The following is a 23,227-nucleotide window of genomic DNA, read 5'->3' on the forward strand; positions in this document are numbered from 1 at the left end:
AATTTGTTATTTGTTCTCTTTATACCTTTGTTTAGCTTCTAGAAAATCATTATAGTTGTCCGTAAAATAGTGCTTACCTTCATTATCATATACGTAATAAATGTAGTCTGTATCAGCTGGATTTATTGCGGCTTCGATTGATGCCTTGCCGGGATTTGTAATAGGCCCAACAGGTAAACCTTTAATATAATATGTATTATAGGAAGACTCTGTTTTCGTATCTTTTATAAGAATTCCATCTTTATGCTCTCCTAATGCATAAATAACTGTTGCATCTAATTGCAAAGGCATGCCTATGTCAACTCTATTATAAATAACAGATGAAACAAGACTTCTTTCCTCGTCAACTTTTGCCTCTTCTTCAATCATAGAAGCTATAGTTATATATTTATAAATTTCTTCATTTGAGTATTCTTGATTTTTTACTATTTCATCCATAACTTCTTCATATCTATCAATCATTTTACTTGCAATCATTTCTGAAGATGAATTTTCCTTAAACATATATGTATCTGGAAATAAAAATCCTTCTACTTCATATTTAACTTCATCATTGTCCATTTCTATTATCGGATTTTTATATTCACTGCAAAAGCTTAAAAACTCTTCTTTACTTATAACATTTTGCTCCTCTAAAGCTCTAGCTATATCCTCTACGGTATAACCTTCGGGTATAGTAACTTTAATAGAGCCCTCTGCCAAATTACCAACAGAAAGATTTTCAATTAGCTCTTGAAGATTTACATCTCTATTTATCTCATATTCCCCTGCCTTAATTTCAGCATCTATTTCTGTGTATTTAATTGCCAATTTTATTAATAGAGGGTTTTGAATTTTATTTTCATCATCAAGACTTTCTAATAGTGTGTAAAAAGTCATACCTTTTTCAACATTAATAGTTATCGTATCTTCTTTAATAGTTAAAGGATTTTCTATTACATCATTGATTTTATAAAATATAAAAGCTGCTCCACAACCTAAAACAAAGAATAATGTCATTATAATAATAACTACTTTTTTCATATGCAACACCTCTACTTAAATACTTAATTTTAGAAATTCTCACTAGTAATAAATAATTATAATAAATGAAATATGAAATGCAAAATTATCTCCTCTTTTTACAATGCCCATCATTAATGTGACAAATATAAATAATACGAGTTAATCTCACATTCCACATTTCATTTTTAATTTAGATAAAAAACGATCTTATTTTTTTCTTGAAATAGTTCTCTTTCTTTCATTAGGATCCAATAATCTTTTTCTCATTCTAACATTTTTAGGTGTAACTTCTACTAACTCATCGTCAGCAATAAATTCTAAACATTGCTCTAAACTATATTCTAATGCTGATACAAGTTTAAGCGCGTCGTCAGCACCGGATGATCTAGTATTAGTTAAATGTTTTTTCTTACATACATTTACTTCTATATCTCCAGCTCTTGAACATTCTCCAACAACCATACCCTGATAAATTTTAAAACCTGGTTTTATAAATAATCTTCCTCTTTCTTGCGCATTAAACAATCCGTATGCAACTGCATCACCAGTTTCAAACGCCACCAAAGAGCCTCTAGTTCTTCCAGGTATTTCACCTTTGAATTTTTCATACTCTAAGAAAATATGATTCATTATTCCATTTCCTTTTGTATCAGTTAAAAATTCACTTCTAAATCCTATCAATCCTCTAGCAGGAACTTTAAACTCTAATCTTGTATATCCATTTACTGCTGAAGTCATATTTATCATTTCTGCTTTTCTAGGTCCTAATTTTTCAATAACAACACCAGCAAAAGCTTCCGGTACATCTACTGTTAATATTTCAATTGGCTCTAATACTCCATTGCCATCATTATGGAATATAACAGACGGTCTAGATACTTGAAACTCATATCCTTCTCTTCTCATATTTTCAATTAATATTGATAAATGAAGTTCTCCTCTTCCACTAACTTTAAAGCAATCAGCAGAATCTGTTTCCTCTATTTTAAGACTTACATTAGTTTCTAATTCCTTAAATAGTCTTGCTCTTAAATGCCTAGAAGTTACATAATCACCTTCTTGACCCGCAAAAGGAGAATTATTAACAATAAAGTTCATACTCAAAGTAGGTTCATCAATACTTACAAAAGGAAGTGCTTCTGGGTCACTTGGATTTGCAATTGTGTTCCCAATATTAATATCCGATATACCTGCAACAGCAATAATATCACCAAGCTTTGCCTCATTAACTTCTACTTTATTTAATCCATCATAAACAAAAAGTGAAGATATTTTTGCATTTTTTATTTTATTCTCTTCATTTATAACTGAAATAGTTTCATTCTTTTTAATTACGCCTCTTTCAATTTTACCAACAGCAATTCTACCTACATATTCATTATAGTCAATTGTTGTTACTAACATTTGGAAAGGTTTATCTATATCTCCTTCTGGAGGATTTACTTTCTCTAGTATTACATTAAACAATGGATCCATATTCACTTTTTCATCTTCTAATTCCATAATAGCATAACCTTGCTTAGCGGAAGCATAAACAATAGTGAAATCTAATTGCTCATCATTCGCTCCAAGTTCAAGGAAAAGGTCAAACACTTCATCAATAACTTCTTCAGCTCTTGATGCTTGTTTATCTATTTTATTAATAACTACAATAGGTTTCAAATTTAATTCAAGTGCTTTTTTAGTAACAAATTTTGTCTGTGGCATCGGGCCTTCAGCTGCATCTACTACAAGAATAACTGAATCAACCATCATTAATACACGTTCTACTTCTCCACCAAAATCAGCATGACCAGGAGTATCTACAATATTGATTTTAGTATCTTTATACTTTATTGCTGTGTTTTTAGAAAGTATTGTAATACCTCTTTCTCTTTCTAAATCATTTGAATCCATTACCCTTTCTTCAACTTTTTGATTTTCTCTAAAAGTGTGACTCTGCTGCAATAATTCATCAACTAATGTTGTTTTACCATGGTCAACGTGTGCAATTATTGCAATATTCCTTATATCTTCTCTTATGAACATTTTTTTCCTCCAACCCTCTATAAATAAATTTTAACAAGAAAAAATTGGATACTGTTTAGTACCCAATTAAACATAACATATTCATTCTAATGTTTAAAAACTCAAAAGTCAATCATTATTATTTTTATTCTACCTCTATATAATTATTCTACACTTCCATAATTATCGGCAATATCATCGGTTTTCTCATTGTCTGCTCATATAAAAATGATCTTAATGCATCTTTTACTCTAGACTTAATAGAAGACCATTCAGTAATATTTTTTTCTTCACACTCTTTTAAAACATTTCGAACTATTATCCTAGCTTCTTCCATTAAATCTCCTGACTCTCTTACATAAACAAATCCTCTTGAAATAATATCAGGTCCAGCTGCTACTTTCCCAGTTGATTTTTCTAGTGTCATAACCACTGTTAGAATACCGTCTTGAGATAAGTGTCTTCTATCTCTCAATACAATATTTCCAACATCTCCAACACCTAAACCATCAACGAAAACTTGACCAGAAGGTACGTATCCGCTCTTTCTAATAGATTCCTCTGTGATTTCAATTACATCACCATTACTTGCTAATAATACATTTTGACTATCCAATCCTAATTTCATAGCCAAATCAGCATGTCGTTTAAGCATTCTATATTCACCATGAACTGGTATGAAAAATTTTGGTTTTACAAGTGTATGAATTAACTTAAGTTCTTCTTGTTTTGCATGACCTGATACATGTACGTCCTCTAACGCTTCGTATATAACCTCCGCACCCTTTTTAAACAATTCATTTATAACCTTAAAAACAAGGTTCTCATTTCCAGGTATCGGTGTAGCTGATATTATGACCGTATCTCCAACCTCAATACTCAACATACGATGTGCGCTCATAGCCATTCTAGACAAAGCTGACATAGGCTCACCTTGGCTACCTGTTGTTATAATTACAATCTTATCATTAGGATATTTTTTGATTTCATCTAATCCTATTATAACCTTCTTATCCAATGGTAAATACCCTAATTCTGAAGCTACTCTAACATTATTCTCCATACTTCTACCGGACACTGCAACTTTTCTTCCGAATTTGTCTGCTGCTTCCATAATCTGCTGAATTCTATGAATATTTGATGCAAATGTAGCTACTATTATTCTGCCAGTGGCTTTAGCAAATAACCTTTCAAAGGTTTCCCCAACAATACTTTCTGACATCGTATATCCTGGTCTTTCAACATTTGTACTATCTGCTAACATTGCAATTACACCCTGTGTTCCTAACTCAACGAATCGTCTGAAATCAACACCTTTTCCATCTATAGGTGTATAATCTATTTTGAAATCTCCAGTATGTAGAATAACCCCTAAAGGTGTGTGTATAGCTAATGCACTTGCATCTGCAATACTGTGGCAAGTTCTTAAAAATTCAACTGAAATATAGTCCAATTTGATAGTATCTCCAAATTCCACTCTATTTAATTTAGTTGAACTTACTAAATTATGCTCCTTAAGCTTATTCTCAACCAATCCTAAAGTTAATTTCGTCCCATATATAGGAACGTTAATTTCTTTCAATACATATGATAAAGCTCCTATATGGTCCTCATGTCCATGCGTTAGGAAAATTGCCTTGACCTTTTCTTTATTCCTTTGTAAATATGTTATATCAGGAATTACCACATCGATACCAAACATATCATCATCCGGGAATTTAACCCCACAATCTACAATAATAATTTCGTCTCTGTATTCGAATACAGTCATATTTTTACCTATTTCATTAAGACCACCTAGAGGAATTATCTTAATTTTGTCTCTCCTCTTTTTCAATGTCTGTCCTCCTTTATTCAATATCTACCCTCCTTCTCGAATTTCTACAATCTTTACAGATACCAAAGAATTTCACTTTATGATTTTCAATCTTAAAATCATATTCTTTTTCAATACTCTCTTCTATAGTATCCATAAAATCACCTTTAACTTCAATTACTTTTAAACATTTTTTGCAAATTAAATGATGATGCTGATGAATTTCATCTTCATTATTTTTCTCATATCTATAGCAACCGTCATCTAACATAAGTTTGTTTATATATTCAACTTCTTCAAGCATTTGTACAGTTCTGTATACTGTAGCCAACCCAATTTCTGGCGAACTTATTTTTACAGAATCATACAATTGTTCAACCGTTAAATGTTCACCACGATTATTATCAATAGTATTAATTATTGCTTTTCTTTGAGGTGTAAGCTTATAACCTTTTTTTTTCAATTTTTCTCTTAGCATATTCAATTCATTATTATCCATTCTATCAAACCTCTTTCTTTTTTCAAAAATGGTCTAATTTTCTTCTAAACACAAAGTTTCATAAGCTTCTTGTACAGCACTAAACTCAATATCATTATCAATTGTAACAAGAATATCATTATCATCTTCATCTTTAATAATTTTCAAAGCTATAGCTTCCTCATTTTCATCGTCTGTTGCTGTAAGAATCACATATTCATCATCTTCAATTTCAAAATTCATTATTAAATCAAATTCTACTTCTTCACCATTTTCATCTTTTAGAACAATTTTTTCATCTTCCATTGTTTCCTCCCAATCTCACACTATCTAAAAACCCCTGTAATATATACACAGCTGCAACTTTATCAATGACTTTCTTCCTTTTTGCTCTAGAGAAATCAGCCTCTAACAAAGCCCTGTTTGCTGCTTTAGTAGTTAGTCTTTCATCCCAACTCACAACGGGTATACGTGTTCTATTTTCTAATCCTTTTATAAAAACATTTGTTTTTTCACCTTGAATACCTATAGTTCCATCCATATTTTTAGGCATGCCACAAATAATTTTTTCTACTTTATATTCTTCACAAAATTTTAGTACTTGCTTGTAATCCTCTTTTTTATTCTTTCTAATAATAGTTGTAACTCCCTGTGCTATTAATCCAGTAGGGTCACTTATAGCTACCCCAATAGTCTTATCTCCTACATCCAAACCGAGACATCTCATAAACTACTCCTTAGTATGATTTATCAAAATAAAAATGCCCACAGGGCATTTTTATTCATTTGACAGATATGCTTTTAAAACTTCTTCTAAAATATCATCTCTTTCAAGTTTCCTAATTAAAGCTCTTGCACCGTTATAATTCGTTATATATGTTGGATCTCCAGACATCAAGTATCCAACCAATTGATTTATTGGATTATACCCTTTTTCTTGAAGAGATTCATTTACTTGCCTTAAAATAGCTTTTGTTAAATCTTTCTTATTCCTTTGAACATCAAATTGCATAGTATGGTCGTTCATATTACTTCACCCCTTTAGTATGAAGCTATTCTCTATCTTTAAAATAATTATAAACTATATTATAAGAAATGTACACTATTTACTTATATTTTCCATAATATTTTCAATTCTATTAATAGCTTCTTCTACCATATTCCCATTCTTTCCACCGGCTTGAGCCATATCCGGTCTTCCTCCACCGCCACCACCTGCTATTTTTGCAACTTCTTTAACTATTTTACCACAGTGTACTCCTGATTTAACTAAATCCTTCGAAGCCATTGCTATAAATATTGCCTTGCCTTCATAGTTACTTCCTAAAACTACTACTCCACTGACTAATTTATTTTTTATTTTGTCAGCTAGATTTCTTAGTGTATCTCCATCAACACCATTTAAAGCTCCCTTTGCTACTTTAAACCCATTTATTTCTTCTACATTATTCAAAATTTCATCTTCATTGCCAGATGCCAATTTATTATTTAATCTGAAAATTTCTTTTTCTTTTTCTTTTATTTCATCTTGAATATAATTTATTCTACTTACTAATTCTTTTTCATTTGTTTTTAAAGATGAAGTCGCTTCTTTTATTGTATTTTCTTTATCCTTAACATACAAAAGTGCATTTTTCCAAGTATATGCCTCAATTCTTCTTATTCCTGAAGCAATCCCCACTTCTGATATTATTTTGAATAAACCTATTTTCCCACTATTATCAATATGTGTTCCACCACATAGTTCCTTACTGAAACTTCCTATTGAAACCACCCTAACGCTGTCTCCATATTTTTCATCGAACAGAGAAATTGCATCAGATTTTTTAGCTTCATCAATAGACATAATATCAGTATTAATGTTCATTACCTCAGTTATTTTATCGTTCACTAAGTCTTCTATTTTTTCGATTTCCTCATATGTAAGAGCTGTAAAGTGGGTAAAATCAAACCTCAAGCGTTCATCATTAACAAAAGAACCTGATTGATGTACATGTCTACCTAATACAGTCCTTAAAGCTTCATGTAAAATATGAGTAGCACTATGATTCCTAGCTATTTTACCTCTTTTAAGATAATCGACTTTTAAAATCACATTATCTCCAATTTTTGCAGTTCCATCTATAACTTCGACAAAATGAATTATTTTGCCCCCTATATTCTTCTTAGTATTTATTACTTTGCATGTAAAATTATCATTACTTATTTCACCAGTATCTCCAATTTGTCCTCCCATCTCAGGATAAAAGGGTGTTTGGTTAAATACTAATATTCCTTTGCTTCCTTTTTCGATATAATCTTTAACCTCATTTTCATCTACAATAAACTTAATTTCAGATTCTATCATTACTTTATCATAACCCACAAATTCAGTATCTATACTTTCAGGCATTTTATCAATAGTGTCAATGTCTGCCCCCATGTATGTACTACCTTCTCTCGCAGCTCTTGCTCTATTCCTTTGTTTTTCCATTTCCTCATTAAATGCTTTTATATTAACGGACATATCATATTCTTGCGCTATCTCTTCAGTTAATTCTAAAGGGAACCCAAAAGTATCATATAATTTGAATACATTTTCACCAGATAAAGTATTAAATCCTTTATCAATTGCTTCATCTATAAATTCTTTTAATATTGCTATGCCAGAATCTAGTGTTTCATTAAATCTGGTTTCTTCAATTTCTATTACCTTTTTTATATAATCTTTATTCTTTTCAAGTTCTGGGTATGCTTCTTTTGAATTTTCAATAACTACATCTACAATATCCCCTAAAAACTTGTTTTTTATACCTAATAATCTTCCATGTCTCGCTGCTCGTCTTAATAATCTCCTTAATACATACCCCCTTCCTTCATTAGAAGGCAGTATCCCATCACTTATCATAAAAGTTATACTTCTACTATGATCAGTAATAATTCTTAAAGAAACGTCTTTCACAGCGTCTTTTTTATACTCTACTTTTGATAGTTCAGCAACTATATCTAGTATGCTTTTGAATGTATCAACTTCAAAAATAGAATCAACACCTTGCATTATAGTAGCCATTCTTTCCAAACCCATACCAGTATCTATATTTTTATTTTTCAAATCTGAATATGTTCCATCTTCATTTCTATTAAATTGTGTAAATACCAAATTCCAAAACTCAACTGCTAAATCTTTATCACTTTTATCGATAAAATCTTCAACTGTTTCTATCTGTCCTTCTTCTTTATAAAAATGAATTTCTGAACAAGGTCCACAAGGACCTACTCCATGTTCCCAAAAATTATCTTCTTTACCTAATCTGAAAATATGCTTAGGATTAACATCAGTTTTTTGTTTCCAAATCTCTTCTGCCTCTTCATCATCTAAGTAAACAGTAACATATAATTTGTCCTTTGGTATTCCCATTACTTCTGTAACAAATTCCCATGACCAAGGTATTATTTCATCTTTAAAATAATCTCCAAAAGAAAAGTTTCCTAACATTTCAAAAAAAGTTGCGTGCCTAGAGGTTTTACCTACATTCTCAATATCCCCAGTTCTGATGCACTTTTGACAAGTTGTAACTTTATTTCCTGGTACAGTTTTGAGACCTGTGAAGTACGGTTTAAGTGGTGCCATACCAGCATTTATAAGCAATAAACTGTTATCATTCTTAGGCACTAAAGGAAAACTATCCATTTTAACATGCTTTTTATCTACAAAAAAATCCAAATAAGCATTCCTGATATCATTAAGTTTCATGTTTTTCATATTATCCCTCCAAAAGCTATAAATTATCCACCTCAAAAACAAAAGAACTTCCCCCTCTAGAAGGGACGAAAGTTCATTTTCCGCGTTACCACCCTAATTATATATAGTAATACTATATATCACTCTTTACAAAGTTTCCACCCTTACTATAAATTGCTTCCATAGCGAAAACTCTTTTGCTATTGACTAAAAGGTAGCTTCGATAAAATTTTCAAGAAGTTTTCACCAGCCACTTCCTCTCTATTTGAACATCTCTATCTACTAATCCTTTATCACTGTCTTAATATTCACTTCATTCTGATTATATGAAAAAAATAAAAATATGTCAATATTTAATACAAATAGTAATCTATATCATAGATAATTATTTTAATAACCACAGCAATTGGAACTGCTAGAATCATTCCAGTTAATCCCCCAATTTTTTCACTAATTATTAAAATCATTATTACTACTAAAGGGTGAATAAAAATACTATCACCTGTTAATTTTGGTGAAAGTACATTCCCTTCAATAAATTGGATAAAACACAACAAAACAGACACTATAAGTGCTTTATTTGTTGATTCCAATAATGCAATAAATATAGCGGGTAAAGCCCCTATTAATGGCCCAAAATACGGTACTACATTAAAAACCCCATTGATTATTCCTAAAAGGAGTGGATACTTTACATCCATCATTTGTAATGTTGCAAATGTCACCATTGTAATTATTGTAACTAGAATAAACTGACTAATTATATACCTTTTTAGCATTTTATCTGAATCCAAACATATTTTTTCTATAACTGTTCTGAAATCATTCGGAAATATTACCAATATTTTATCCTTAATCAATTGTATATCTACAAATAAATAGTATAGTATTATTGGGATTACAATAATGTCAAAAAAGTTTTCACTAAATTCTCCGATTATTTTAAATATATCATTTGAAATTGCGTAAGATATCTCATATATTTTTTTATTTGCATTTTGTATTAAAACATATAAAATATCATCCTTTTCAATATAATTCTGGATAGTTAATATATCATTAATTTTTCCTTCAATTTCATCGATAGTATTCAATACTGTAGCACTTTCGTTTATTATTATAGGAATTAGTTTTATAGCTATACATATACCTATTAATAATAATACTAGAATAATTAAAATAGCTGAAATTTTTTTCGAATTAATCTTTTTATTTAGATTTTTAAATATAGGATTGAGTATGTAATATATAAGAAAAGATAATATGAAAATTCTTAAAGTACTTTTTAAAAAATCCACATAAAAAAAAAGCAAAAATATAATAACTATTATTAGTATATTAATATATTTAAAATATTTTTTTTTCATAAATATGTACCTTCTTTATGTTTAAAGGAAGGTAGGGAAGAAAATTGGATTTTACTATTATTTTTGATGATAAAATTATAATCTCCTTCAATGACATCATTAACATTAATAATTACCTTACCAGAAAAAATATTTAATAAAAATCCCTTTGACAAAACTATGTAGTTAATACAAAAAGTGTTTGTTTCAAAAATAACATCATTTATGATCCCTAAAACCTTTCCATCACAATCAAATATTTGAAGGCCTTTTATATCTGAAATTTTCAAAGAACTCTTATTATCATATCCATCAATTAGAATAACTTTATTAAAACTAACAATATTTTCAATAGCTATAAATATATTTTTCTTTAAAATGCTACTACTAACAGTAATCAAACCTATAATTTTTCTATTATGAAAATCTATTGCTACATCTTTCACGAATCCAATTTCTTTGCCTTCCATATTAATTACACTTTTAAATATCAAATCTTGTGATTTCAATATATCATCATCTCAATTCACTTTTTAATATTATCTTTTCCAATTGAGTTAATAATATACAAAAATCCCTGCGATGCAGGGATTATAATACGTCTTCGATTATTGCTCCTCCAATAAGCTTTTCATTTTCATAAAAAACTACTGATTGTCCTTTTGTAATCGCCCTTTGTGCTTCATTAAATACAACTTTTATATTGTCGTCATCTATTTGAGTTACTTGCACTAAAGAACGCCTAGCAGAATATCTAATTTTCGCTTCTACAAACAAAGTACCTTCAATTCTATCAAAAGGAATAAAATTGAAATCTTTTGCTAAAAGTATTTCCCTAAATATCAAATTTTCAGGGCCAACAACGACTTCATTTAAATCAGGATTTATATCTACGACAAATATAGGTTTACCCAAAGACAATCCTAATCCTTTTCTTTGACCTATAGTGTACTTAATAATACCATTATGCTCTCCAACTACATTTCCTTCAATATCCTTAAAATAGCCTTTTTTCTGCTTCCGTTTGAGTTTTTTTTCAATATATTCAGAGTGATTATTATCAGGAATAAAGCAGATTTCCATACTATCTTTTTTATTATGCACTTCCATGCCTATTTCTTTAGCAATTTTTCTAATCTCATTCTTAGAATAATCACCATTAGGGAACATAATGTACTTTAATACTTCTTGTTTTAATCCATACATCATATATGTTTGGTCTTTATTAGCATCTTTAGCATTATATATTAAATATCTTCCATTTTCTTCTTTTATATTTGCATAATGGCCTGTTGCAATAAAGTCTGCTCCTAATTCTTTTGCTTTTCGTAGTAATAAACCAAATTTAATTTTCTTATTACATTCAACACAAGGATTAGGTGTTCTTCCAATTGTATATTCATCTGCAAAATGGTTAATTACGCTTTTCTTAAAATCTTCAATCAAATCTATTTTATAAAAAGGTATACCTATCTTATCGGCTATCTCTTTTGCTTCATCAGTAATATCTACTTCATCACAAACTTTCATAGAAATACCAAAAACATCATAACCCTGTTTTTTTAATAAATACGCTGAAACTGAGCTATCAACTCCACCGCTCATAGCTACAGCAACAGTAACATTTTTCTTTGTCAAAAATCAATCTTCCTTTCCGTGAACAGCTTCATGAAGAGAATCATGGTCATGTTCTTCCATATCCCACGCTTCCATTCCATTTGAAACTCTATAATCATTTATAGCTTTATGGATAGCATCCTCTGCTAATACTGAACAGTGCATTTTAACAGGTGGCAATCCATCTAATGCTTCTGCTACAGCTTTATTAGATAACTCCCATGCCTCTTCTACTGTCTTACCTTTAATTAATTCAGTAGCCATACTAGATGAAGCTATTGCAGAACCACACCCAAAAGTTTTAAATTTTACATCTTTAATAATATTATCCTCAACTTGAAGATATATTTTCATTATGTCACCACACTTAGCATTTCCAACTTCACCAACACCATTTGCTTCTTTTATTTCTCCTACATTTCTTGGATTTCTAAAATGGTCCATTACTTTATCACTATACATTTTAATTTTCCCCTCTCTCTTTTAAAAATTCTTCCCAATACGGAGACATTTCTCTTCTTCTTTTGATTATTGCTGGTAATACTTCTATAACATAATCTACTTCTTCTTCAGTAGTATTCTTTCCCAAGCTTAATCTAAGAGAACCATGTGCTACCCCATGAGTTAATCCTATAGCTAATAGAACATGTGATGCTGACAAATCACCTGTTGCACATGCACTTCCTGTTGAACCACAAATATTATGATCCTCTAAATCAAGTAATAATGTTTCTCCCTCTACACCTATGAAACTTATATTCATGTTATTAGGTAATCTATTCTCGCCTGTTGCTCCGTTTAACTTTGAATATGGAATCTTTTCTCTTAAACTTTCTATTAATTTATCTCTTAATTTCGACAATCTTTCTTTTTCTTCATTCATTTCCAACGAAGCTAACTCAATGGCTTTGCCCATACCTACTATTCCAGGTACATTTTCTGTTGTAGCTCTTTTACCTCTTTCTTGTCCACCACCATGTATAAGATTATCAATCTTTATACCTTTTCGAATAAAAAGTGCACCTATTCCTTTTGGCCCATAAAATTTATGTGCTGCCATTGAAAGTAAATCAATATTCATATCTTTAACATCTATAGGAATATGTGCAACGGCTTGAACTGCATCTGTATGAAAAACAATTTTATTTTCTCTACATATTCTACCTATTTCTTTTATCGGTTGGATAGTACCAATCTCATTGTTTGCAAACATTATAGATACTAAAACAGTTGTTTCTTTAATACTATCTTTAAGTTGTTGCAGATTAATCATTCCATACTCATCAACATCTAAATATGTAACTTCATATCCATTTTTCTCTAAAAATTGACAAGTATGTAAAACCGCATGGTGTTCAATTTTTGAAGTTATAATATGATTTCCTTTTTTCTTAAAAGAAGATACTATCCCTTTAATAGCCCAGTTATCTCCTTCCGAACCACCTGCTGTAAAGTAAATTTCTCTACCTTCAGCATTAATAACTTTTGCTATTTTTTCTCTCGCGTCGTTTACAACTCTTTTATTTTTACTTGCAAATTCATAAAAAGATGAAGGGTTTCCAAATTCTTCATTAAAATATGGTAGCATCTCTTCTAAAACTTCCTTTTTTGTAAAAGTTGTTGCTGCATAATCCATGTATACTAATTTATCCATTAATGTCACTCCTATCCTTATTTAAATTATAAAAATCATCAAGCATATCTTGCAATGAAATTGCTTCAGTCACTTCGTCTATGCTTTCCTTAATTCTTCTCCACAAAAGTCTTGATGCACAAAATTCAGTATTGTCACACTCTGTTTTATCTAAACAATTTGATATTTCAACAGGTCCTTCAAGTACATTCATAATACTAGCCACAGTTATCTGTTTTGGTTCTTTTGCTAACACATATCCACCTTGGGCTCCTCGTATACTTTTTACTAATCCTGATTTTCTAAGCAAAGAAAATAGCTGCTCTAGATATGATTCTGAAATTTGTTGTCTCTCTGCTATACTTCTTATTGAAACCGGATTATTTGAACTATTATAAGCTAAATCTAACATGGCTTTAACCCCATATCTTGTTTTTGTAGATAATTTCAATTAATCACCTCTTTAATCCCTAGTGTTTTACTGAGGATTTAAGATTATAATATCAAATCCTACTAAAGTTGTCAACTTTAAATCCGAAAATTGCAGTATTTTTTTCACATTCACTCATAGAATATTATACATATTTTTCTAACGCTTTTAAATAATTTTCTATACTCTTTTCATATTTATTTTTGCCAGCAGTATAATATTTTCTATCTTTAATTTCTTCTGGCAAATATTGTTGCAAAACATAATTATTGGGATAATCATGAGGAAACTTGTATTCAACTCCTCTTCCTAGTTTTACTGCCCCTTTATAGTGTGCATCTTTTAAATGAGAAGGGACCTCACCAATATTTACATTTTCTATATCTTTAAGTGCAGTATCAATTGCTACTATTGCCGAATTAGATTTTGGTGCCGACGCCAACAAAATTGTAGCTTCTGCTAAAGGAATTCTTGCTTCAGGAAATCCTAATTGGTTTGCTGAATCTACACATGCCTTAACAATAGATATTGCATTAGGGTATGCAAGACCTACATCTTCTGCTGAAATAACTAAAAGTCTTCTGCAAATAGAAATTAAATCCCCTGATTTTATAAGTCTAGCTAAATAATGTACAGAAGCATCAACATCGCTACCTCTTATTGATTTTTGAAAAGCACTCAAAGTATCATAATGGCTATCACCATTTTTATCATAATTAATTTTTTTTGTTCCAGAAGCATTTTTTATTGTATCTAATGAAACATAAATTCTATTTTCTGATTGCTCAGCTGTGTAAATAGAAAGTTCAAGGATATTCAAAGCTTTTCTCAAATCTCCATTGCAAATACTAGCTATAAACTCAAGTTTTTCTCTTTCAACAACAATTTCTGCTTCTCTAAATTCCTTTTCTAAAATTTCAATCCCTCTTTTGAGAGCATCTACAATTTCATCATTCATAAGTTCTTTAAATTCAAATATAGTAGATCTACTCAGTATTGCATTATAAACATAAAAAAATGGATTTTCAGTAGTACTAGCGATTAAAGTTATTCTCCCATCTTCTATAAATTCTAATAATGATTGTTGTTGTTTTTTATTGAAATTTTGAATTTCATCGAGATATAAAAGTATGCCATTTAAATTCAATAGTGAATCTAGCTCATTAATTATTTCTTTTACATCTTTTAATGATGCATTAGTTGCATTTAATTTATAAAATCGCTTATTTGAAGCTTTTGCTAAAATATTTGCTAAAGTAGTTTTGCCTGTTCCAGATGGCCCATAAAATATCATATTGGGTATTCTTCCTGAAATAATTATATTATTTATTATTTTGTTCTCTCCAATGATATGTTTTTGACCTACCATATCATTTAGGTCTACAGGCCTAATTTTATCAGCTAAAGGTTGCATTTTATTCATTCTCCTCTACGAAAAAACAGCAGTTTAAAAACTGCTGTTTTTTATATAATATTTAAATTGTTTGGATTAAAATCAATACACAATATATAGTTTTCATCATTAGGAGTGGAAAAAACTTGAGAAACAGTAATGCATAGATTTCCTGTTGCTAATGATATATAAGGTTCTGTAATATATTTTTCAAGCACCATATTCTTTAAAAAATAATAATATTTTTTAAGTGAGTGATTTGTGTTTTTCTCTGCTGGATGGAATATTAGAGCCTTTTGTGATAAAACATCTTTATACTTAGTTAAAGTATCAGTTACTTGTATTCCACTTTCATTCAATACATAAATACATTCAAAATCATTATTTTCTAATATAACTTGTGCAAGTAATTTATCAAACTCGCCTTTTTTTAGTTTTGAAAGCTGATTTTTAATGTTTGTAATTACCTTTTCATATCTTTGATGGTTTATTTTTTCAAAGTTTATTTTATCCTTCATGTACTTTTTATAATTATCAGCTACTTCTTCTATAATTTGTTTTACGTCAATTACAACTTTTTCATCAATTACATCAAATTTACCAATACAATCCCCTTCAAGCATATCAGCTCCTAAATCCATTAGAGTTAATGCCGTTTGAATAGAATTAATACCATCAGCAATTACTAATGCTCCAATATTTTTACTAAGATTCACTAATGATTTAAATACCTCTTGTTTATAATAATCTTCTTCTATGCTTTCTGTAATATTTTTACTTATAATTATTATATCAGGCTCGAAAAAAGAAATCTTATCAAGATTTGCAAATCCAGACCCTATATCACTCAAAGCAATTAAAAATCCAATACTTCTATACTTTATTATAAAATCTTTCAAATCTTCAGTATCATTGAAACCATTCCCCTTTATATTAAGGACAACATTATGAGGTTTTAAATTGTATTTTTCTATTAAATCCAAGATAACTCCAGATCCTAAGAAATGAGAAATAATTCCTAAATTAATATCTAAAAATAACAACTTATTTTTTATATTTTTAATTTCATTTGAGAATATGTAAGCAGATTTCTCTCTATACATTCTATCAATATTAATTAAATCTTCTTTGTTAGATAGTATTCCTATTGTGTCTTCTACAGAAAAATCTTCTCCATCTATAGCAATACCGCAATTAACAGTTTCATAACCGATTATTTTTTTATTAATTACAGAAATAATTGGTTTGATAAATAGATTAATATTTTTTTCATTTATTTCATTAATTCTCATAGTATTCTTACCCACCATTAACACCTACCCACATAAGATTATATAATAGTTTTATTTTACATTTAATAGACCTATATTTCAAGTATTTATAATAATATTTAAAATTATCTTCTAAACTATTTGACAATACTTTTAATTATTACTATACTATCTTTATACTTTGATTATCAAAATATTTGAGTTTCAAACAACTTGAAGGAGTGAAATTTATGAAATTACCTGCATTAAAAATTGGCAATCTAATTGCTAAAATACCAATTATACAAGGTGGAATGGGAATTGGGATTTCTAAATCTAAGTTAGCTTCTGCTGTAGCAAATGAAGGTGCTATTGGTATTATATCAAGTGTACAACTTGGTTATCTAGAAAAGGATTTTGAATCTAATACAGAAGAAGCAAATAAAAGAGGATTAATAAAAGAAATAAAAAAAGCTAGAAAACTAAGTCCAAATGGAATCCTTGGTGTAAATATGTTAGTTGCTGCTAAGAATTACGATGAAATAGTAAAGACTGCAATTTCTGAAAAAATTGATATAATTATTTCTGGCGCTGGTTTACCAACAGATTTACCCAAATTTGTTAAAGGGACAGACACTAAGTGTATTCCGATAGTTTCTTCTGGGAAAGCAGCTCATATAATATCAAAACTATGGATCAAAAAGTATAATTATATCCCAGATGCTTTTATAATTGAAGGTCCTAAAGCAGGTGGCCATTTAGGATTTTCAATGAAAGAAATGATTAATTCTACATATAAAACTTTAGAAGAAATTTTAAAAGAAGTATTAGAAGTAAAATACAAACTCGAGATTGAGTATAATAAATCTATACCTGTAATAGTCGCTGGTGGAATAGATAGTGGAAAACAAATAGCCGATTTCATAAGGCAAGGTGCCTCCGGAGTTCAAATAGCATCTCCATTTGTAACTACAAAGGAATGTGATGCTCATGATAACTTCAAAAAAGCTTATTTAGATGCAAAGAAAGAAAAAGATATTGTAATAATTCAATCTCCTGTAGGTTTGCCTGGCAGAGCAATAAATAATTCATTCGTAAAAACAATAACTACCGATAGAATGAAAATTACTAAATGTTTCAATTGTATTAAAAAATGCAACCCTGCCGAAACTAGATTTTGTATAACTAAAGCTCTTATCAATGCTGTAAATGGTGATATTGAAAACGGACTAATTTTTGCAGGTGCAAATACTTTTAAATTAAATAAAATAATTACTGTTAAGAAATTAATTAACAATCTAATAGAAGAAGCTGAAAAGAATTATTGAAAATCACACAAAATAGTGTGATTTTTTTCTTTTTATTTCCATCTATATATTTAATCATATCGGTAATAATATTAGTGTAAATAAACTGAATGGAGGAAAATTTATTATGAAGCAAGGAACAAAACAAATCCACGAAAACAATCTAAAAGTTATCAAAGATCAAATTGGCTATGAAACTTTACTTTCAAAAAAATATAGCGAATGTGCTCAATCATTTACAGATACAGAATTAAAGAATTTATGTAATCAGGCTTATGACACTCACAGACAAAATTTCACAGAATTAAAAACTTACTTAGATTCACATCAATAGGACATAGGAGGAATAATTATGAAAGAAAAAGATTTAATGCAAGACTTATTAACTACAGAAAAACAAGTAATCAGTGCTTATAGTACTGGTATCACAGAAACATCTTGTCCAAACTTAAGAAACACTCTTGTTAATAATTTAGAGAAGTCACAGAATTGCCAATATCAAATTTTCGATGCTATGAACAAGAAAGGTTGGTACCCAGTAAAAGATGCTACCGATCAAGAAGTCCAAGAGGCAAAAACGCAAGCAAATCAAATGATGAATGAAATATAAAAGAGAAGGATTTCCTTCTCTTTTTTATATCTTTTTTCCTGAATCTCTCATCAATATAAGCTTTCTAGGATATGGATTGAATATTGATTGAATATATAATTCTTTAAGATTAAATCTAATTGCTAATTCTTCTATTAAAGATAATGGATTACTAAAAGCAACTTGATTATTTTTAAATTCATTAATTTTAGTATTAATAAATCTATACTCATCTTCATTTATTTTTTCCGAAAAAATTTGTAATAACTCAATTAAAGTATTTACTTTTGAATCTATCCTTGCATTTTTATTAAATATCTGATTAATAATTTTTTTATATTCAATAAAAATTTGGTTTCCTTGAAAATTCTCAATAGGTGAATTTTCACTGTCACTAATCATTCTATCTAAAATTGTTGTTTTATTTTTATTATACATAGTAAATAAATACTTGTTTTTCTTGTGAAAACACACCAATGATTTAATTTCTGCAGTATTATAAATAGTATTAAACTCATTAAGAACAAAAAGTTTAGTCAAAAATAAATTTCTTATATTAAAATCTTTTAATCTACAGTCATCTTCAATAGGAATTTCATTGAAACGATCCATTACCTTTTCAGAAAACATTCCCATCCCTTTCCTTGACGAGGCCCCTTTTACCCAACTATTATATAGTTTAGCATCTCTCACTCCACAAGTTGGTGACTTACCTTTAAATATACAACCATCTAAATTACAGATATTCTCTATATATTTACGAGAAAATTCATTTATTTCAGAAGTCTTATCTTCTCTACTTTTACTAGTAACTAATCTTTTATTCTCACTAATTTCAATTATTCTAAGTGCTTCTCTTGGTATATTTAACCCTATCTCAACTTCTGGACAAACAGTTACATATTCTACATATTCTCCTAATAGTTTAACGAAGTCATTATTTACCTTTTCTCCATTGTACCTACAATTTTCAAACCCTAAACATTTACTTACCAAAACTTTTGGTTTCATTTATACGCCCTCTCTATCTAATAAGAATATTAATCTATTTTTTCTTAATAATATTATTGTGTTATTAATGAGAGGATAAAAAAATTATGGAAGAACTAAAAAAATCCAGAATAACAAAAAAGCCAACAAAAACATGACTATAACCAAAGCTTAAGAATAGTATTTACTAATAAAGCGCATGAGAATATTCAGGCATTGTCTCAATAAAATACTGCAATATTTCTATGTCTATAGTCTTAAGTTTCTTGATTAATTCATTTATTTTATCGTTTAAAATTAAAGATTCTGCACAGTATTTTTTTGATAAAATATTTATTAATGATTCTATTTGTAATTTAAAAATTTCAACTTCATCAATCACAAAATATAAATCAAAGTATCTTTCAATAAAAGTGACCAAATACAAGCATATTATTTGATCACTTTTAATTTGTTTATTCAAAAATTTTAATTTAAATTTACTATAAATCAATCCGTTATCGTAATTGTATTTCATAAATAATTCTTCAATTTCTTTTTCAATATAGCTGATATCACTTATATTATCAATCTTATCATCGAAGTAATACTTTACACTATCATAATTTTCGTATAAATATATTATTTCATTAACTAGTTGAAGCTGATTTTTTTTTATTAGGTAATGTATTAATCCTTTATCCATATTAATTTACCCCTTTGATTTTATATATTAATTATACATCAACTTGAAAAAATTTTCCAATAAATGTTATTAATTTACCACCCTATAAACATTTGAGTCCAATATTTTCGTCCTGATTGGTCAATTGATAATCCTACTCCTATTTGAGAAAAATTAGAATTAAGTATATTACTTCTATGTCCTTGTGAATTCATCCATCCATTCATTACTTCTTGTGCACTATTCTGCCCATAAGCAATATTTTCACCTGCTGTTCTGTAATTTATACCAAAATCCTTGATCATTTTAAAAGGATCGCCAAAAGTAGGAGATGTGTGTGAAAAATAATTTTTGTTTATCATATCTTGAGACTTATACCTTGCAACTCGTGATAGCTGCCAATTTAATTTTAAAGAAGGCAACCCTTGTTTTGATCTTTCAATATTAACTAGTCTAGCTACCTCATCTTCAAAACTCTTAATTCCAGACATATCTGGTACTTTAACCAATTGTCCTGGATATATTAAATCAGGGTTTGATATTTGAGGGTTAATTTGTAATATCTCTGAACATCCTATTTCATATTTCACGCATATCTTCCATAAAGAATCTCCTGATTTTACTTCATAGTTAAGTGATGGCATAGGAGCTGCAATAGCGCTCATTGTATTGCAAATCATAAAAATAAAAACCAAAAATGTTGCTGATAAAAATTTTCTTAAAGTTTTCATAAAATCTTTCCTCTCTTTTTTTCATTTGTTTGTTCATTCTACATCTATTATTTCCTATTTCGTAATATTTATTTCAATAATATGCAAAATAAAAAAGCCCTTTAGGCTTTTTATTTATCATTTAGTATATTTTGGTTTTCACTCTTTTCTTCCACTTCCTCAATATCTTTCTTTACTACAGCATTCCAATCAACATACATTTTAAATAGACTAACTACATCTTGTTGATTGTATAATAAGATTCTATCTTTTTTCTCTTTAGGCATCCTATTCATATAATCGCTATCCTTCATTACTTTGCAAAATGTTTTTGCTAAATTAGACCCACTTATTATATTAGTTTCTTCCCTATCAACACCAAATTTTTTTTCTAAATTTTTTAATCCAACATTTTTACCAGTAACTTTTTCATATTCTCGTTGAAGGTCAACTTTTTCATAAAAATCCTCAATTATATAATCTATATTATTTTTATTAAATAAATAATTTATAACAGTAAAGTCATTGTTGCCTGAAAAAGTTACAATATATTTTTTATTATATTCATTATGCATTTTGTTAAAATATTCTTTTGCTTTTTCTAAAACGTCCATTATTTCTTTTTTATTCTCTAACATATATTGTGTTACATTAATCTCGTTCTTATCATAATCATAATAACAACACCCGAATACTCCAATACATATAGGAACACGATAAACATAATGTTCTAAATCAAAAAAAATGGCATCCTTAAATATCTCTTTATTTCCATTAATATCAAGAGCATACTTCTTATCGTATTCATCAACATTTACTTTCATTTCCCTAATTATCATTTTTTCACTCTTTCTAATATTTTACACAAATAATAATATCATATATTTAATATTATTATTTATTCTCTATTTATAATATTAGCAGTTTTTTATCAATTTTACAAATTAAATATACTTTTGGGGGTTATATTTAAATAAAAAACAAATAAAAGGCTATATTAAGGCTACTCATATATCACTTATTAGAATTTTCTATTATAACGTCAACTATATTTTTAACACTATCTTTAACTGCACTTTTATTCATTGCTTTTATATATACATTTTTATTATTATTTAATTCATTTATGTGTTGTAACAGTAATTTATCTGTCAATTCTTCTTCTTTAATTACCATACTATAACCACTCTTCTTAAATGATTCAGCATTTAAAATTTGATCTCCCCTGCTAGCTTTCTGTGAAAGTGGTATTAAAATATTAGGTTTCCTTAATGAAAGAATTTCATAAATTGCATTTGCTCCTGCTCTCGAAATAAAAATATCAGCCAAAGCAAATAAATGTGGTAATTCTTTGCTAACATAATCAAATTGCTTGTATCCATCAACATTTATTAAATTATCATTAATATTTCCTTTACCACAAATGTGAATTACATTAAACTCCTTCAACAACTGTTTCAAATTATTTCTAACACAATCATTTAATAATTTAGACCCTAAGCTTCCTCCAATAATAAATATATTATCCTTTTCATTAGAAAAGCCACAAATCTTCTTACCTTTTATTTTACTTCCTTCAAAGATTTCTTTTCTTATAGGAGTCCCTGTCAATACAGCCTTTTTAGGATTTAAAGTATTCAACGACTCTGGAAAAGTTACACATATTTTACTGCAAAATGGAGCAGATATTTTATTTGCTAATCCCGCAGTAATATCAGATTCATGAGCGATTACAGGTATTTTATTCATATGTGCTCCTATTACTACTGGAACAGATACAAATCCTCCCTTTGAGAAAACAACATCAGGCTTTACTTTTTTAATAATATTTTTAGCTTCAAAAACTCCTTTTATTACTTTAAATGGATCAGAAAAATTTTTGACATCAAAATATCTTCTAAGTTTACCACTAGATATAATATGATATTTTATACCTTCATCTTCAATTATTTTTCTTTCTATACCTTCTTTAGTCCCAATATATTCTATCTCATATCCACACTCTTTTAATTTAGGAATCAAAGCAAGATTTGGAGTTACATGTCCAGCCGATCCTCCACCTGTCATTATAATCTTTTTATTCAAACAACCATCTCCCATTCAATTTTATATAATTATAGTTATTGTTGATTTAATATTTCCATATATAATTTTCTAATAATATTACCATATTGTCAATTTATAAATTAAATTTCTTTAATTTTCAAATGTTTGTACTATAAACTAATTCACCCTTTCATTCACTATAATAATTTATGTATGTTGTGTAAT

The 23,227-nt window shown here is 28.6% G+C and carries 24 protein-coding genes and 1 other annotated feature; of the genes, 3 read left to right on the forward strand and 21 right to left on the reverse strand.

The window, feature by feature from the left end; translation table 11 throughout:
* Positions 1–6 precede the first annotated feature (6 nt).
* The 16 genes from mltG to ACVHXK_RS01230 all read right to left on the reverse strand — a co-directional run bounded on the left by mltG (position 7) and on the right by ACVHXK_RS01230 (position 16,738).
* Positions 7–1,023 (reverse strand): endolytic transglycosylase MltG, encoded by a 1,017-nt coding sequence (gene mltG, locus ACVHXK_RS01155; RefSeq protein ID WP_461204505.1) that lies wholly within the window; start codon positions 1,021–1,023, stop codon positions 7–9.
* A gap of 189 nt (positions 1,024–1,212) precedes the next feature.
* A complete protein-coding gene (typA, locus tag ACVHXK_RS01160) occupies positions 1,213–3,033 on the reverse strand; it encodes a translational GTPase TypA (protein ID WP_461204506.1) in 1,821 nt (606 codons plus the stop codon).
* A gap of 148 nt (positions 3,034–3,181) precedes the next feature.
* On the reverse strand, positions 3,182–4,849 hold the full coding sequence (locus ACVHXK_RS01165; protein ID WP_461204586.1) for a ribonuclease J: 1,668 nt from the start codon (positions 4,847–4,849) through the stop codon (positions 3,182–3,184).
* Positions 4,850–4,862: 13 nt separating this feature from the next.
* Positions 4,863–5,327 (reverse strand): Fur family transcriptional regulator, encoded by a 465-nt coding sequence (locus ACVHXK_RS01170; protein ID WP_461204507.1) that lies wholly within the window; start codon positions 5,325–5,327, stop codon positions 4,863–4,865.
* Between the two features lie 33 nt (positions 5,328–5,360).
* The gene (locus ACVHXK_RS01175) at positions 5,361–5,612 is read right to left on the reverse strand and encodes a DUF1292 domain-containing protein (RefSeq protein ID WP_461204508.1); all 252 of its coding nucleotides are present in this window, start codon (positions 5,610–5,612) and stop codon (positions 5,361–5,363) included.
* Positions 5,602–6,033: a Holliday junction resolvase RuvX gene (gene ruvX / locus ACVHXK_RS01180; protein WP_461204509.1), complete on the reverse strand. Its 432-nt coding sequence runs from the start codon at positions 6,031–6,033 to the stop codon at positions 5,602–5,604. Before ruvX ends, ACVHXK_RS01175 begins: the two co-directional genes overlap by 11 nt.
* A gap of 51 nt (positions 6,034–6,084) precedes the next feature.
* The gene (locus tag ACVHXK_RS01185) at positions 6,085–6,333 is read right to left on the reverse strand and encodes an IreB family regulatory phosphoprotein (protein ID WP_461204510.1); all 249 of its coding nucleotides are present in this window, start codon (positions 6,331–6,333) and stop codon (positions 6,085–6,087) included.
* A gap of 75 nt (positions 6,334–6,408) precedes the next feature.
* Positions 6,409–9,048: an alanine--tRNA ligase gene (gene alaS, locus ACVHXK_RS01190; protein WP_461204511.1), complete on the reverse strand. Its 2,640-nt coding sequence runs from the start codon at positions 9,046–9,048 to the stop codon at positions 6,409–6,411.
* A 58-nt stretch (positions 9,049–9,106) separates the two neighbouring features.
* Positions 9,107–9,333: a binding site (T-box leader), on the reverse strand.
* Between the two features lie 47 nt (positions 9,334–9,380).
* Positions 9,381–10,394, reverse strand: a complete 1,014-nt coding sequence (locus ACVHXK_RS01195) for an AI-2E family transporter (protein ID WP_461204512.1) — start codon at positions 10,392–10,394, stop codon at positions 9,381–9,383.
* Positions 10,391–10,882, reverse strand: coding sequence for a PRC-barrel domain-containing protein (locus ACVHXK_RS01200; RefSeq protein ID WP_461204513.1), 492 nt, complete (start codon positions 10,880–10,882; stop codon positions 10,391–10,393). The genes ACVHXK_RS01195 and ACVHXK_RS01200 overlap by 4 nt, the downstream gene beginning before the upstream one ends.
* An 82-nt stretch (positions 10,883–10,964) precedes the next feature.
* On the reverse strand, positions 10,965–12,011 hold the full coding sequence (gene mnmA / locus ACVHXK_RS01205; RefSeq protein WP_461204514.1) for a tRNA 2-thiouridine(34) synthase MnmA: 1,047 nt from the start codon (positions 12,009–12,011) through the stop codon (positions 10,965–10,967).
* A gap of 3 nt (positions 12,012–12,014) precedes the next feature.
* Entirely contained in the window at positions 12,015–12,452 is a 438-nt protein-coding gene (gene nifU, locus ACVHXK_RS01210) for a Fe-S cluster assembly scaffold protein NifU (RefSeq protein WP_461204515.1), read from the reverse strand.
* A 1-nt stretch (position 12,453) separates the two neighbouring features.
* Positions 12,454–13,644 (reverse strand): cysteine desulfurase NifS, encoded by a 1,191-nt coding sequence (nifS, locus tag ACVHXK_RS01215; protein WP_461204516.1) that lies wholly within the window; start codon positions 13,642–13,644, stop codon positions 12,454–12,456.
* Positions 13,637–14,074 (reverse strand): RrF2 family transcriptional regulator, encoded by a 438-nt coding sequence (locus tag ACVHXK_RS01220; protein WP_461204517.1) that lies wholly within the window; start codon positions 14,072–14,074, stop codon positions 13,637–13,639. Before ACVHXK_RS01220 ends, nifS begins: the two co-directional genes overlap by 8 nt.
* 124 nt (positions 14,075–14,198) lie before the next feature.
* Positions 14,199–15,467, reverse strand: coding sequence for a replication-associated recombination protein A (locus tag ACVHXK_RS01225; RefSeq protein ID WP_461204518.1), 1,269 nt, complete (start codon positions 15,465–15,467; stop codon positions 14,199–14,201).
* Between the two features lie 50 nt (positions 15,468–15,517).
* Positions 15,518–16,738: an EAL domain-containing protein gene (locus tag ACVHXK_RS01230; RefSeq protein WP_461204519.1), complete on the reverse strand. Its 1,221-nt coding sequence runs from the start codon at positions 16,736–16,738 to the stop codon at positions 15,518–15,520.
* Positions 16,739–16,947: 209 nt separating this feature from the next.
* Here ACVHXK_RS01230 and ACVHXK_RS01235 point away from each other — a divergent pair, with 209 nt between their 5' ends.
* The 3 genes from ACVHXK_RS01235 to ACVHXK_RS01245 all read left to right on the forward strand — a co-directional run bounded on the left by ACVHXK_RS01235 (position 16,948) and on the right by ACVHXK_RS01245 (position 18,613).
* Positions 16,948–18,024, forward strand: coding sequence for an NAD(P)H-dependent flavin oxidoreductase (locus ACVHXK_RS01235; RefSeq protein WP_461204520.1), 1,077 nt, complete (start codon positions 16,948–16,950; stop codon positions 18,022–18,024).
* A 106-nt stretch (positions 18,025–18,130) separates the two neighbouring features.
* The gene (locus ACVHXK_RS01240; RefSeq protein ID WP_461204521.1) at positions 18,131–18,337 is read left to right on the forward strand and encodes a hypothetical protein; all 207 of its coding nucleotides are present in this window, start codon (positions 18,131–18,133) and stop codon (positions 18,335–18,337) included.
* An 18-nt stretch (positions 18,338–18,355) separates the two neighbouring features.
* Positions 18,356–18,613, forward strand: coding sequence for a spore coat protein (locus tag ACVHXK_RS01245; protein ID WP_461204522.1), 258 nt, complete (start codon positions 18,356–18,358; stop codon positions 18,611–18,613).
* A gap of 24 nt (positions 18,614–18,637) precedes the next feature.
* On the opposite strand, the gene ACVHXK_RS01250 is transcribed toward ACVHXK_RS01245, so the two are convergent.
* The 5 genes from ACVHXK_RS01250 to ACVHXK_RS01270 all read right to left on the reverse strand — a co-directional run bounded on the left by ACVHXK_RS01250 (position 18,638) and on the right by ACVHXK_RS01270 (position 23,056).
* Positions 18,638–19,603 (reverse strand): YbgA family protein, encoded by a 966-nt coding sequence (locus ACVHXK_RS01250; protein ID WP_461204523.1) that lies wholly within the window; start codon positions 19,601–19,603, stop codon positions 18,638–18,640.
* Between the two features lie 166 nt (positions 19,604–19,769).
* The gene (locus ACVHXK_RS01255) at positions 19,770–20,267 is read right to left on the reverse strand and encodes a hypothetical protein (RefSeq protein ID WP_461204524.1); all 498 of its coding nucleotides are present in this window, start codon (positions 20,265–20,267) and stop codon (positions 19,770–19,772) included.
* 74 nt (positions 20,268–20,341) lie between these two features.
* Positions 20,342–20,977 (reverse strand): CAP domain-containing protein, encoded by a 636-nt coding sequence (locus ACVHXK_RS01260; RefSeq protein ID WP_461204525.1) that lies wholly within the window; start codon positions 20,975–20,977, stop codon positions 20,342–20,344.
* 110 nt (positions 20,978–21,087) lie between these two features.
* Positions 21,088–21,795: a ribonuclease H-like domain-containing protein gene (locus ACVHXK_RS01265; RefSeq protein ID WP_461204526.1), complete on the reverse strand. Its 708-nt coding sequence runs from the start codon at positions 21,793–21,795 to the stop codon at positions 21,088–21,090.
* 175 nt (positions 21,796–21,970) lie between these two features.
* Entirely contained in the window at positions 21,971–23,056 is a 1,086-nt protein-coding gene (locus ACVHXK_RS01270; protein ID WP_461204527.1) for an undecaprenyldiphospho-muramoylpentapeptide beta-N-acetylglucosaminyltransferase, read from the reverse strand.
* Between the last annotated feature and the right edge of the window lie 171 nt (positions 23,057–23,227).

The organism is Clostridium sp. DL1XJH146 (assembly GCF_054819755.1).